Origin of the sequence: Microcoleus sp. B4-C1 (assembly GCF_036705285.1) — a bacterium.
GTDB lineage: Bacteria > Cyanobacteriota > Cyanobacteriia > Cyanobacteriales > Microcoleaceae > Microcoleus.
This window is the reverse complement of the sequence record NZ_JAUBUC010000084.1, coordinates 1-13,209: the sequence shown is the minus strand read 5'-3', so window position 1 is coordinate 13,209 and position 13,209 is coordinate 1. Positions and strand designations below refer to the sequence as shown.

The 13,209-nt window shown below is 42.8% G+C and carries 9 protein-coding genes and 1 tRNA gene; 3 read left to right on the top strand and 7 right to left on the bottom strand.

All coding sequences use genetic code 11. The features are described 5' to 3' along the window. The first annotated feature begins 16 nt into the window (after window positions 1-16). Together QUB26_RS25285 and QUB26_RS25280 are read left to right on the top strand one after the other, a co-directional pair. Window positions 17-1,012, top strand: coding sequence for a pentapeptide repeat-containing protein (locus tag QUB26_RS25285; RefSeq protein ID WP_333056353.1), 996 nt, complete (start codon window positions 17-19; stop codon window positions 1,010-1,012). 91 nt (window positions 1,013-1,103) lie between these two features. After that, window positions 1,104-2,438: a serine/threonine-protein kinase gene (locus tag QUB26_RS25280; protein ID WP_333320217.1), complete on the top strand. Its 1,335-nt coding sequence runs from the start codon at window positions 1,104-1,106 to the stop codon at window positions 2,436-2,438. 204 nt (window positions 2,439-2,642) lie between these two features. Here the strand turns inward: QUB26_RS25280 and QUB26_RS25275 are convergent, their stop codons facing one another. From QUB26_RS25275 to ndhL, 5 genes are all read right to left on the bottom strand, one after another. Continuing rightward, a complete protein-coding gene (locus QUB26_RS25275) occupies window positions 2,643-5,054 on the bottom strand; it encodes an ATP-binding protein (RefSeq protein ID WP_333320235.1) in 2,412 nt (803 codons plus the stop codon). A gap of 1,212 nt (window positions 5,055-6,266) precedes the next feature. Next, the gene (locus QUB26_RS25270; RefSeq protein WP_333056350.1) at window positions 6,267-6,902 is read right to left on the bottom strand and encodes a DUF6658 family protein; all 636 of its coding nucleotides are present in this window, start codon (window positions 6,900-6,902) and stop codon (window positions 6,267-6,269) included. Between the two features lie 893 nt (window positions 6,903-7,795). Beyond that, window positions 7,796-8,593 (bottom strand): tryptophan synthase subunit alpha, encoded by a 798-nt coding sequence (trpA, locus tag QUB26_RS25265; RefSeq protein ID WP_333241203.1) that lies wholly within the window; start codon window positions 8,591-8,593, stop codon window positions 7,796-7,798. A gap of 305 nt (window positions 8,594-8,898) precedes the next feature. Further along, window positions 8,899-9,204, bottom strand: a complete 306-nt coding sequence (locus tag QUB26_RS25260; RefSeq protein WP_333056347.1) for a DUF3007 family protein — start codon at window positions 9,202-9,204, stop codon at window positions 8,899-8,901. Further along, window positions 9,205-9,420 (bottom strand): NAD(P)H-quinone oxidoreductase subunit L, encoded by a 216-nt coding sequence (ndhL, locus tag QUB26_RS25255; RefSeq protein WP_193972727.1) that lies wholly within the window; start codon window positions 9,418-9,420, stop codon window positions 9,205-9,207. Window positions 9,421-9,618: 198 nt separating this feature from the next. Between ndhL and QUB26_RS25250 the strand changes: the two genes are divergently transcribed. Further along, window positions 9,619-9,703, top strand: a tRNA-Leu gene (locus tag QUB26_RS25250). Between the two features lie 279 nt (window positions 9,704-9,982). Here the strand turns inward: QUB26_RS25250 and QUB26_RS25245 are convergent. Further along, complete coding sequence (locus tag QUB26_RS25245) at window positions 9,983-11,890, bottom strand: ATP-binding protein (protein ID WP_333241198.1); 1,908 nt, start codon at window positions 11,888-11,890, stop codon at window positions 9,983-9,985. 150 nt (window positions 11,891-12,040) lie between these two features. After that, a complete protein-coding gene (gene phnD / locus QUB26_RS25240; protein ID WP_333241195.1) occupies window positions 12,041-12,931 on the bottom strand; it encodes a phosphate/phosphite/phosphonate ABC transporter substrate-binding protein in 891 nt (296 codons plus the stop codon). Window positions 12,932-13,209: the final 278 nt, after the last annotated feature.

The following is a 13,209-nucleotide window of genomic DNA, read 5'->3' as shown; positions in this document are numbered from 1 at the left end:
TCACCACAAAAAAAATATGAATGCCAGCGAAATTTTAAGGCGATATACATCAGGAGAACTAGATTTTCAAGGTATGAATCTCAGAGGGGTATACCTGAGCGGTGCCGATTTAATTGGCGTCAATTTAAGTAATGCTGACCTCTGGGGTGCAAACTTAGCGATGTCGTACCTGAGCAGAATTAACCTTCAGCGCGCAAATTTAACTAATGCAAAGCTGTGCGGTGCTAACTTAAATCAAGCAAACTTGAGCGGAGCAAATTTGTCCGATGCAGACTTCCACGGAGCGACTTTGCAAGGTGCAGACTTTCGCAGAGCCAATATCTCTTTGGCAGTTTTTATTGATGCAAATTTGAGCGATGCAGATATGCGAGGTGTGAATTTGCAAGGTGCAGATTTGCGCGGGGCGTGCTTGCGGGGTGCAAATTTGCGGAAGGAGGTGCGGATTTTTGAGGGTGCAAATTTGCGGGGTGCAAATTTGCAAGGTGCCGATTTGCGGGGCGTCAATTTGCAAGGTGCCGATTTGACTAAAGCTAATCTCAGTCACGCTAATTTGACAGAAGCATCTCTGGGGGAAGCAAATCTGACTCAGGCGAATTTGAGCGAAGCTATTTTAGATGGCATATATTTGACTGAAGCAACTTTGGTAGAAACAAATTTTTCCTGGGCTGTAATGACAAATGCTAAATTGGAAAGAGCTGTGTTAATTGATGCTGAATTTGCTGGCGCTAACTTGCGGGGTGCATTTCTTCCTGATGTTAAGTTGAGCAATGCTAATTTAGTTATGGCTGACTTGAGTCGAGCTAATTTGGTGCGGGCTGATTTGAGTCGAGCTAATTTGAATCAGGCAAATTTGAGTGAAGCTGATTTGACTGATGCTTACCTGGCTAGAACAGATTTGCGGGAGGCAATTTTGCACCGCACAACTTTGATTAGGGCAGATTTGAGCACTGCTAATTTAGCGGGGGCTCAGTGGCGCGGTACAATTATGCCGAATGGAGAAATGCACGGATAATTACTTGTACTAGCAATTTAACGCTCTCGGGAAAATAGTTAATTTAATAGTTAAAAAAAATTCATATAATTAAAAAAAATCGGGCAATGCTGTGTTAGAACCAGGAAAAATCTTACAAGAACGTTATCAATTGCAACAGCGTTTAGGGCGCACAGCGGCCGGTCATCAAACTTGGCTAGCAGTAGATTTAGAGTTTCAAGAACAGGTGACACTAAAAATGTTAGCTTTTAGCCCGGAAATGCAGTGGGAAGAACTCAAGCTCTTTGAAAGAGAAGCACAAGTTTTGCAGGCGCTAAATCATCCCCGCATTCCTTGCTATCGAGATTATTTTTCCCTGGAGCGGGAAGCCGGAGCAGGATTGCCTTGGTTTGGGTTAGTGCAAGATTATATTCCGGGGTTTTCGCTTCAGGAATTGTTAGAAAATGGTCAGCATTTTTCCGAAAAACAAGTACGCCAAATTGCCACTGAAGTTCTGGAAATTTTAATTTATTTGCATGAATTAAGTCCCCCGGTTTTGCACCGAGATATTAAGCCGAGTAATTTAATTTTGGGGGAAGCTCAGCAGGTTTATCTAGTAGATTTTGGTGCGGTACAAGCTCAAGCGGCGGTGACAGGTGTAACGTTTACAGTGGTAGGAACGAGTGGCTATGCACCCTTAGAACAGTTTTGGGGGCGGGCGGTGGCGGCTTCGGATTTGTATGCTTTGGGAGCTACTTTAATTCATTTGTTAACGGGGGCGACACCTGCGGATTTACCACAGAAAGATTCTCGGATTCAGTTTAGCGATCGCGTGAGTGTCAATCCTACTTTGGTAAGCTGGATTGAGAAGATGACGGAAATCGGGTTAGAAAAGCGTTTCCGCCTGGCTAGAGAGGCTTTAGCCGCTTTGAAATCGGGCAACATACAAGGAGCTAATCTTCAAATTGCGACTGTTCGGAAAATTGCTAAACCGCCTCACAGTCTCATTCAAGTTAGCAAATCAGCGACGGAGTTACACATTAAAATTCCGGCTCTCTTAGTCAGAAAGCCTTTATTCTCTGCTTATCTAGGAACAGTAATGCTAATGATATTCATTCCGACAATTATCCCCTTTTTAACAGGAAAATTGAGCGTAGGGGTAGTAATTTCGGTACTTATAATAGGTTTCTTAGTTAAGGTTATTTTTGAGATAAAGCAAGTTAAATTTAATCGCAAATATTTTAAAATAACACATCTGGTATTGGGGTGTAAATACTTACAAGAAACAGGAGAAATGTCAGAAATCTTGGGTGCTTTCATTCACAATAACTCTCTTTCGGGAAATCAAATCAAGATTCGTGCCGGTAACGATATGGGAACTTACTTTTATGTTGTAGCAAAAAATTTGAAAGAGGTTGAGGCGGCTTGGTTAGCGCAAGAAATTCAAGATTGGTTAAATTTAAGATAAATTTTTGTAGGGCGAAGCCTTGGTGATTAATTTTTTTTGTATAATAGACATCTCCCAACTCAAAACGGGTGACGCGCTCACTTATAGGGTGTCTAAAATACAACTTTAAAAGAGTTATGCTAAGGCTTTCAAAAAAAGACCCGAATTAAAGTCAGTATATCTTATTACGCGATCGCCCAAAAAACATTAAATTTTAATTTAATTTTATCCCTTCACAGGCAAAATTATCGCAAACTCAGTGCCAACTCCCGGCTCGCCATTCACCTCGATGCTTCCGCCATGTTTCTCTACCGCAATCTGGTGGACAATTGCCAACCCCAATCCAGTTCCTTTTCCGACACCTTTCGTCGTGAACAAATGGTCGAATATCTGCTGTTTAATTTCCTCTTTGATTCCGGTGCCGTTATCAGCTATTTTAATTTTAATGTACCCTTCGCCGACTATATCCGTGCCAATCGTGATGCGGTTGGGATTGGCGGTAATTTCGCTAAAACTGCGTCCTATATTTGACTCTTCTAAGGCATCGATCGCATTCGCAAGCAAGTTCATGAAAACTTGATTTAATTGACCGGGAAAACATTCTATTTTAGGGAGATTGCCGTATTTAGTGATAACTTCGATCTGCGGGCGGTGTTCGTTTGCTTTGAGGCGGTGTTTCAAAATTAAAATAGCGCTATCAATGCCTTCGTGAATATTAAAAGGAACTTTGTAGTCTTTGTCGCCTCGCGAGAAGGTACGCAAACTGTTGCTGATGCTGCAAATGCGTTCGCACCCAAGTTGCATTGAATCAATCATCTTCGGTAAATCTTCCAAAAGATAATCGATGTCTATCTCTTCGGCGTGGTCGGCAATTTCCGATGGCGAGGCATCGGAGCGATACAATTCTAAGTGTTCGATTACATCTTCCAAACTCCTTTTACCTTCGCTTAAATTGCCAGAAATAAACCCAATCGGATTGTTAATTTCGTGGGCGACTCCGGCCACCAAATTACCCAATGCCGACATTTTCTCGCTTTGCACGATTTGCAGTTGTGCTTGTTGTAAATTTTTTAAAGTTTGTTCGAGCTGTTGATTTTGCTCTTGCAAAAGTTCTGCGGCTCGCTTGCGCTCGGTGGCATCCACGCCCAAACCGATAATCCCGATTGTCTCGCCCTGGGAATTTTTTAACTGCACTTTGGTGACTTCTAAATAGTGCAGTTTGCCGTCAACAAGTCTGAGAGTTTCGTTGGAGTAATGCGGCGAATCTTGGGCAAGGCAGGCCGCATCTGAAACCAGACAGTTCGCTGCATTCTCTCCGAGTATATCTTTGTAATGATCGACAGCTAAAAACTCGCTCAGAGGCACGCCCACATCTTCACAAAATGTCTTGTTGAAAAACTTTACTTTACCTCTAGGATTAACCATCCAAATCCAAATCGGAGCGACATCAAGAATCGCTTGCAGCATTTGTTTCTGCTCCGCAAGCTGAGCTTCGGTTCGGCTAATTTTTACTAGCGATCGCTCTAATTGTTGGTTATAATCCTGATATTTTTTATAGAGCAGAGCATTTTGCAAACAGATGGCTGCCTGGGAAGACAGGAGATTGAGAAGTTGCAGGCGATCGCGGGTAAAAACTCTTGCGGTTAAGCGATTTTCCAGATACAAAATGCCGACTAAGCTGCCTCGATCGAGAATCGGCCAACACAACAGGCTCTGCGGTTGATATTTGAGGATGTAGGAGTCGGAATCCCAATCACGTTGTTGAGTGAGATCCCGAACAATCACAGGTTTCAATAAATTTTTAACGCAGTCAACAATTTTGAGGGGCAAGATATCGCTGTTGTCATCGAGTTTTGCGGATGATAAGTCGATCGCCCACTCGACTCCCGAATTGTCGAGCGTGCTGGTAGCCGCGATTTCCCATTGATTGCCGTTTGGTAAAATCAGCGCTCCTTTGTCAGCTCCTGTATTTTTCATCGCCAGTTGCATCAGTTTGGCAATCAGTCGATCGAGTTCTCTTTCACTAGAGAGCGCTTGACAAGCTTTGAGCAGTGTTGAAAAATTCCCGAAATCTGAGACACTCGCCGAAACAGACGGATGAATGGATGGATGAATGGATGGATGAAGCGATGGATTTTGCCCAGCAGGTGTTGGAAAATTTGCTAAGGGATTTGCAGGGAGTTTTGCAGGTTCTAAAATCAGTTTTAATAATTGAGGATAACGTTTTTCTAATTCGTCAATTTTGGCTCTATCTCCCCAGCGGACATAGCAATCATAGGCATCTATCATGTAGATTCTGGCAATTTTTTCCCTTCCTAATGACAGGTAAAATTTAGCAGCGAGTTCGCAGGCCAGAGCTTCTTCATTGACATATTCGTTAGCTTTAGCTCCGGTAATAGCTCGATCGTACAATTCCATTGCTTCTGCTGTCTGTCCCAAAACGCCCAGCAATTCTGCCTCAACCAGATCGAACTTGTGTTGGTAATTGATCGGCGTATGGTGCGCGAATTCTTTGAGTTTTTTCTGACTAGCCCCAACGCGATCAAGGATTTGTTGGCGCTCCGCCGGTGGGGCCTCTGCATAGATTGCCAAATCTGCCAGCGCATCATAAAAGTCGTGCATCATCGTTACTAGCATCAAAACACAATTCCCAAGATAAGGTTTACCTCCATTTCCCCTGTCGATTGGCTGCGGATTACTGCTCTAATATATCCTGAATCCGTGGCCTCTTTTTGCTAAATTTTATACACCTCTATATAGCAGGTAACAGTCAAGATTAATTGAAAGATTGGAAGGTTTAATGTATTTGTAAATAACCGGTCTGCATTTCAGTCTGTCGAAAATTTCTCTTCTGTTTAGGACTATTTCTACCGATGCAATTAACGGTCGCTAATGCAACTTTTTGGGATTGTGGCAGCACCGCCTCCCGCAAATCCTCCGCCACAATGATGTAGGTTTGAGAATTTTAGCTGCAGGTTGTCGGTCTTTCTCGCCCATGAATCGATCGATAGCCGATCGAGAATCTGTGTACGATTGCGCGATTGCGCGATCGAGCGATACCCCGGTATTACCCTAGTCAAATATACTCCATTTATTATTGTGTCCATATTGGCTGACCTCAACCCAGACATTAACTTGACAAAACTTGGTCTATCTATCTTAGGGCATAAACACCATAATTTTCGAGCTGTAGATCAAAAAATCAAATTATCTATTAAATAATAATATTTTATACTTGGGCGATCGCGATTAAAGCTGTTTACTTACGTATAAGTTTCTGCTGTTAATCTCAAAGGCGATTAAATAAACGCGAAATACCGTAGAAACACTGCCTTGTCATGTATTGAAAAATACACACCTTAATTAATTGAATTTAATATAGCTCGATCGCCCAAATTTCCGCAAAGCCGATCGAAAAGTTATTACCTTAAAAAGTCCAAATACAATCTATATATATTATAAAGAATCCGTCGTGAGAGCAGTGGCATTCCAGTCCCCCGAATTTATCTCGCGCAAGTCAATGCTTCAATTCTTTAATCTTTAATCTAAAATCGATTTACCGAAAGCATCCAGGATACAGGCCCCGAATTTATCTCGCGCAAGTCAATGCTAAGATCTCAAATCTCAAATCTCAAATCTCAAATCTCAAATCTCAAATCTCAAATCTAAAATTGATTGACTTTACCTACATTCCGACAGAGGTTAAAACCCCTGTCGGAATGTAGCTTCCAGAAAAGGAAACAGCGTTATTTGAGATTAGTAGTCTGTCGCTCTTTGGGCCTATCGTTGAGTTCAGTCAATATCTCGATTCACTTTCGAGCAAATATCGTCTGAGGCATCTTGAGCCTTCTATCTTGCATCTCGTGCTGCATCATTGATATTTTCTTGGCCGCCGGCGGTATTATATCTCAGAGACTCAGTACCCTCTGATACTCTTTCTTTTGCTCCCTCGGTGGCTTCTTTAACAATATCTTTTGCTCCCTTCAAGCCTTCGCGAGTGTTTTCTTTAAGATTAGCAAAGCCTTGTTTGGTTTTGTCGCCAAAGTCATCAGCTTTCTGCTGGGCGGTGCGAGCATCCTCCTTGATCTTTTCGCCAATTTGGTCGAGTTTTTCAGGCGCATCATCCGCTACCCGCCGCACATTTTCACCTACATTGTTGCTAGATTTCGTGTCAATGCGGCGCTGCGCTTGATCTTTGAGAAGCTGAGCTTTTGCTTCTGTTGTTGTCATCTTTTTGTTTCTAGGATCGACATCGCTGTAATCGTTCATGCCGCCTTTGAATTCGGACGTTACAGCGCCGCTCGGCACTTCTTCTCTAATTTGGTCGGCAGTTTTTCCTTTTCCTGTCATCACATCAGTTTTTCCTGCCATAATATCAGGGGCGCTGCTGCAGGCCGTACTCACAAATACTAAAATGCCAGCCAGAAAAACTGTTAAAATTTGTACAGCTCGAATTTTTTTCAGAAATGCAGTTAGTGTCTTCATAAAAATGCTCGGTAAGTGGGAAACAAGCGTGGCTTGAGCCCTGAGAAGGAAACGACGCGGCGGTTTCAACCGCTTTGAATCGCCTTTCGGGGTTGGAGAGGTATGGTTGCCCCTCCGATGGAGATATGGTTGTCTCCTTTCTCCCTTGCGGGGTAATGTTCGCCTCGACCTGGTTATAAAGGCTTGTTAGACCTGCAACACTGTTTCAGTGACTTTAAAACTGTTTAATTGCAGATGACAGAGCGGAAAACTGGCGTCGCATTCACCGGTGTCGTGACCTAAATAACGTCTCCGCCATGCGGGGGGTCTGGTCAGAACAGCTTGCAATTTCTTACAAGCTCAGTGGCACTTAGCCCTGAGTTCCTGACAAAAATGCTCCTTTCTATTGTGAGATGCTCAAATGCCTGGTGGTTTTGTAGATGGCTAGCCTTACCAAATTAGGCACTTAAACACTTTTTTAAGTATACGAATAGAAACCGTAGCTTTTCATCTATCCCAAGTTACATTCCTCAAGTTATAGTAGGAGGAAGAAGGAAGAAGGAAGAAGGAAGAAGGAAGAAATAAGAAGGAAGAAGGCTCTTCAGCTTGGCGAGCGGAGAGAAATCACCAATCAGGAAGAAGGAATGAATAATCCTCAATCTTTTACCCATTATTAAAAGTCGCAGCACAGCCCACCGGAGAAGGCAAAGTCGTTTGCATACATAGCTGTTTGGTTCTCCATGCCTGCAATAGGTGGAAATGTTGTGCGTGTTCGGCTCAAAAAAAACCTTCTAGTCAGGAACTAGAAGGAATGTGGTGTATTATCTCAAGTACAACAAGGTCTTTAATCGCAATTGTGATGGCACATCCCGATCGCACACATCTGTCTAATGGCTGAAAGTATTGTACAGTTACTAAGGATTTTGAATCGCTGTTTTTAGACTTTTGCAGAATTCGCCGATCGCCTCTAAGCCCTGTTCTGGAGTACCTTCTGCCAACCGTTTGACAAATGCACTGCCAACAATCGCAGCATCTGCACCCCATTCTTTCACTTGGCGAGCGTGTTCGGGTTGCGATATACCAAACCCGACCCCGATGGGTTTGTCGGTGACGGCGCGAAGTTCTTGCAGCAACTCTTTTGCTCTCGTTTCTAAGCCTTCGCGTACTCCCGTCACCCCCGTCACACTGACTAAGTAAATAAATCCTTGAGACTGACGAGCGATCGCTTCTATACGGCTTTTGGGACTTGTCGGAGCAACTAATAATGTTAGTTCAATCCCTAATTTGTTGGCAGGTTGGATGAGACTGTCTGCTTCTTCTAAGGGCAAGTCTGGTACAACCAATCCCTGAACTCCAGCACTTTTGATTTGCTGCAAGAAGGTTTCTATACCTCGGTACAAAATCGGGTTGTAGTATGTGAAGAGAATGATGGGCGATCGCAAATTCGGACTAACTTTCGCTACCATTTCCAGCACCGCATCTAACCGCGTTCCCCGCTGTAGGGCCCTTGTAGCGGCTGCTTGAATTACCGGCCCGTCAGCTAGCGGGTCAGAATAGGGAACGCCAAGCTCGATCGCATCTGCACCATTGTCATCCAAAATTTGCAGTGCTTTAGCCGTTGTCTCCAAGTCTGGGTCGCCAGCAGTAATAAAAGGAATCAATGCACATTGGTGGTTCTTGCGTAACTTTTCAAAACAATTAGAAATAGTCATTAGTTATTAGTCATCAGTCATTGGTTGTTGGCAGTTGGTTGTTGGCAGTTGGTTGTTGGCAGTTGGTTGTTGGCAGTTGGCAGTTGGTTGTTGGCAGTTGGTATTAGCTAATAACAACTAATATCATGTCCGAGCGATTAACCATAATAGCCCGGTCGGGGCGGGTTTTTGAGATTGTCAATTATGGGCGGTATTGTTTGTGAACCCGCCCCTACAAAAATCGCGATCGCTCGACCGGACATGATATAACAACTAACCACTGACAACTAACAACTAACCACTGACAATTGACAACTAACCACTGACTAACTATCTTTTTCCTGCTCAATTTCGGCTTGAAGTTTGGCTAATTCTTCAGGAGTGAGTGCATCCAGTTGCTTCTGCAAGACAGCTTCTTTGTAGTCTTGCAATTGCTGGCTGTAGGTCATATTTTGAGTCAGTGCTCGAAATAAATAAGTCACCAGCCAGCCAATCAAGCCAGCAACCAAAAACAACTGACTCCAAATCCCGGCATTCATACTGTCGAGTCCGGCAAATTGCAGTAGCAAGTAGACAAACCCACCTGCTACAAAAAAGCCGACACTGATTCCAATTACGTCAATACGTCGCATTTAGGCTTCTATCTGCCGCCGTTTGGGCCGAAAATTCAAAAATGGAGCTAGGAGAAACATACCTGGGAAGAAGAAGAACATCAAGAAGTACATGAAGCCACGCTCAAAAGAGGTAGCGACGTACCAGCGGCTGTTCAGGTAAGCGTAGGTGGCCGCGGGTACTACCAGGAGGTAGGCTCCTGCCAAGACGGCGTAAAGCAGTAAGGTAATATACATAGATTTGCTTTAGGGGAATAATAACACCGGTAAGTCAGTTGACACGCTCCGTTAGCTGGTTAACTATTGTACCGCTTGCGGAGATCCAGCGCGACTTTTGGGAATTTTTTGATTAGGGGTTGCGTAAATCGGGGTTTTGCCTGTAGAATAAAAGGCTGTTGCTGTTAGTGGCTCAAAACCACAGCAGCTTGACCAAAGGGGGGCGTGGCGGAATGGTAGACGCTACGGACTTAAAATCCGTTGACCCGAAACGGTCGTGTGGGTTCAAGTCCCTCCGCCCCCATCCATTTCCATCATTTGTGATTCAACGGTTTCAGATTTCTTGTCACCAAGAGTTCTGTTTTCCGCTCAATTTTCGCGCTAATGGTTTTTTACTAAGTCCAAAAGCGCCTCTATATCTGCCCAGTTCGCCCCGACTTTTTACGTCGGGCTGTCAACTGGTTGAGCAAATCGGCTGGTTTGGGAAATTGGGCGGCTGTCGGAGCTGAGTTTAAATAGTCGAATAACAAATTATGTGCCGTCGTTAACACATTAATGTCCTCAAAATAGACAATATCTAGCTTCAAGTTTGAGATGAGGCGGGGAGTGCGATCGCAAACTCTGCTCCCCCTCCCAAAGATGAAATTACCTCTATTTTTCCCCGATGTTTTTCCACAATTTGGTAGCAAATTGCGAGTCCGATACCAGTGCCTTTTCCTGGTTCTTTAGTTGTAAAAAATGGGTCAAATAGCTTGTTTTGGATTGCGGATGGAATGCCAGGGCCGTTATCGCAAATTCGCACCAGAATTTGGCTACTGTCCAACTTTTGCGTCTGAATTAAAATCTGAGGATTTTTCCCTTTTTTAGAGTCATGGGATGATTGTTCTAGTGCATCTATCGCATTTGCTATAATATTCATAAATACTTGATTTAGCTGCGCTGGATAACACTCTACTTCTGGCAAGTCTCCATAGTTTTTGACAACTTCAATTCCCTGCTTGAGCCGACTGTTCAAAATCAACAGTGTATTGTCAATGCCTTCATGAATATCAACTAATTTCATTTGAGATTCATCTAAGCGAGAGAAATTTCGCAAAGACAAAACTATTTGCCGGATGCGTTCTGAACCTATTTTCATAGATTCAAGAAGTTTTAGTAAATCTTCTGTGATAAATTCTAGTTCTATTTCTGCGATTTCTTCTGCGATCGCCTCTGTGGGTTGCGGGTATTCCTGCTGATATAGACGAAGTAAATGCAGCAAGTTTATAATATACTCGTTGGCATATTCTAGGTTGCCGTGAATAAAGTTAATAGGGTTGTTTATTTCATGGGCTACGCCTGCCACCATCTGCCCTAAACTGGACATTTTTTCGGTTTGAATTAACTGGGTTTGGGTGTGTTTAAGTTGGTGAAGCGCTGCTGTAAGCTCTTCTGTTCTTTCTTCTACTCGCTCTTCCAAAGTTTGGCGACCCAGCTCTAATTCATCGGTGTATTCTGCTACCCATTGAACTAATTGATTGATGGATTTTGCTAAGGTTCCTACTTCATCTTCTGTGGTGACAGGTGCTTGCAAATCAAAATTTGCTTGTTGAGTAATAGTTTTAGCAACGCTGGTTACAGCTTGGATAGGGATGGCGATCGCGCGGCTGGTACAGATGGCTAGAAAAGTAGCGATCACAACTGAAACTAACATACTCACTACGATGATTTGCACTCGCAATTTCTCAGCTATATTAAAATTAACAGAGGCTTGTCTTTCCTGTGCATTAGCTACTTCTGTCATCAAGCTCAAACTCTCTGAGAGTCGCTCAAACTTAACATCGAGCTTAACAGCTCTATCCCCTCTGATTAAATCCAATACTTGCTGCTGCGCCTGTTTAACGTCCTCTGGTTTTAGTGAGGAGGGAGCTATTTCTTTCCAAAAAGAGGTGAGCAATTTAGAATACGAATCTGTCGCAGTTGTGTAACCGTCTAATAATTCCTTTAATTCAGCATAATTTACTGCTAATTCTTCCGAGTATTCTTCACTAAAAGTGTCTATTTCTGCAATATTTTTTTTAACTGCATTAACATCTTTCGAGAACTTAGCAGTTTCATATTCAAACCAGATTGAATCTCCCAAGATAGATATTAGTCGTTTGGGATGTGACTGGACTACCTGCACGGAATATTCTAAATCCCTGAGCAAATCTTGTTGATCGTCGGCGAAGGTTAAAGCTTTGAAAGCTTGCTTTTGGTAATAGTCTCCACAGATCATTCCCCCTGTGGTTCCTAGTACGGCTATTCCAATTGCTAGGGAGTAGCCATAATTAATTTTTTGGGCAATGCTTAAGCGAGAAATGAAACGGTTAATTGCAGTGAAGGGAGTTTTTTTGAGAGGATTTTTGATGTCGCGAGATCCTTCAGTGACAGCGGCATTATTTTTTCCTCTATTTAGGATAAGGTTTTTGAACCTCACAGCCCTATTCTCTCCCTGTTCAAACTTTTGCATACTGGCAACCTGAGCTAAATTTTAACAACTTTATCAATTAGTAAATGCACGTAAATAAACTTTCTGATTCCTAGTACCAAATCTTCCTTATAGTTTATGGATTAAGGGCTAACGCCCTACTACAAAGTAGGCATTAGATAAAACTTAACCTTAAAAAACATTCCCCTGACCAATAGCTTTATAAACTTCACGAATCATGTTATAATCACTGTCGTTTGCTGGCACCAGTTTAGCTCCTTGATACTTATCATTATCTTTCCCAACTAAAATTGCTTCAATTAGCTGATCTTGATTTTCGACCAGGCGATCGCGAATTTCTTCAACAAGAGTATTAGGCAGATTACTACTAGCAACAAACAAATCATTAGGTAAGGGTTGCCCTGTGGCAATAATCCGAAAATCCTTGGTTGATAAACTGTCTGTTTTGAGTAAATCTTTGTATCTATTCACACCAATTGCTAAGGCATCAACTTGGTCTTTTTTGAGAGCCTGCAAACCCTTGATTCCCAACATTGAGATTTTGAAGTCGGATTGGGGATTTAAGCCAGCATCCAGGAGAATTTTAATCGGGCTTAGATGACCACCAGTTGCACCTATTTCCCACATAGCTATTGTTTTACCTTTCAATTGTGCTGCGGACTTAATTTCGCTATTGGCACGAACAAGAATAATTGAGTGATAGTCGGGGCGGGTGATGGCAATGATGGGAACAGCATTTGTCCGGGCCCGCATAATCACATATTCAGATGGCCCTGTTAGAGCTAGTTTTAGCTGACCAGACTGGAGGGCTACTGCTGCTTCTATATAGTTATCGACAGGGAACAATTCAATTTTTTTCTCCAAAACTTCCCCAAGAACAGTGCGAAAGGTTTGATAATTTTGCTGCAAATCTTCTGCACCATGAACATCAGTCACAGCAAATTCAAGGGTTTCAGGTTCACTTACGGCCAAACTGGAAGAAGTGCGATTAGATTGATTTACTGTTGTAGAACAGCTTGCTACAAACAATAGCGATAACCCAACAAAATGCCGCCGCTTCATAATTTTTAGGAGTTTGAGTGGCAGTTGAAAATTGCATAACTATTATAAGCTATTTGGAAGCAAGTTTCATTAAAATAGATTATCCGTTGGTTAAGCTTCAGTCAACTGTTGTGGCAAAATTATTAAGAAAATTTTTATCGAGGGGTTTTATGGTTGCGAGTATCAGGCAGCGGATCTTGTAAACTTAACTCATTAAACGCTGCCAGCTTTAACTCAGGAGCGCTAATTAAATAACTTACAATTTTAATTGTTATTGTGGGATGGGCGTCCCGCCCGTC

Bases quoted from the DNA above. Each gene is read 5' to 3' on its own strand.
- trpA (WP_333241203.1), bottom strand. From the start codon at position 8,593: ATGACTATTTCTAATTGTTTTGAAAAGTTACGCAAGAACCACCAATGT.
- phnD (WP_333241195.1), bottom strand. From the start codon at position 12,931: ATGAAGCGGCGGCATTTTGTTGGGTTATCGCTATTGTTTGTAGCAAGC.
- QUB26_RS25245 (WP_333241198.1), bottom strand. From the start codon at position 11,890: ATGCAAAAGTTTGAACAGGGAGAGAATAGGGCTGTGAGGTTCAAAAAC.
- QUB26_RS25275 (WP_333320235.1), bottom strand. From the start codon at position 5,054: ATGCTAGTAACGATGATGCACGACTTTTATGATGCGCTGGCAGATTTG.
- QUB26_RS25260 (WP_333056347.1), bottom strand. From the start codon at position 9,204: ATGCGACGTATTGACGTAATTGGAATCAGTGTCGGCTTTTTTGTAGCA.
- QUB26_RS25285 (WP_333056353.1), top strand. From the start codon at position 17: ATGAATGCCAGCGAAATTTTAAGGCGATATACATCAGGAGAACTAGAT.
- ndhL (WP_193972727.1), bottom strand. From the start codon at position 9,420: ATGTATATTACCTTACTGCTTTACGCCGTCTTGGCAGGAGCCTACCTC.
- QUB26_RS25270 (WP_333056350.1), bottom strand. From the start codon at position 6,902: ATGAAGACACTAACTGCATTTCTGAAAAAAATTCGAGCTGTACAAATT.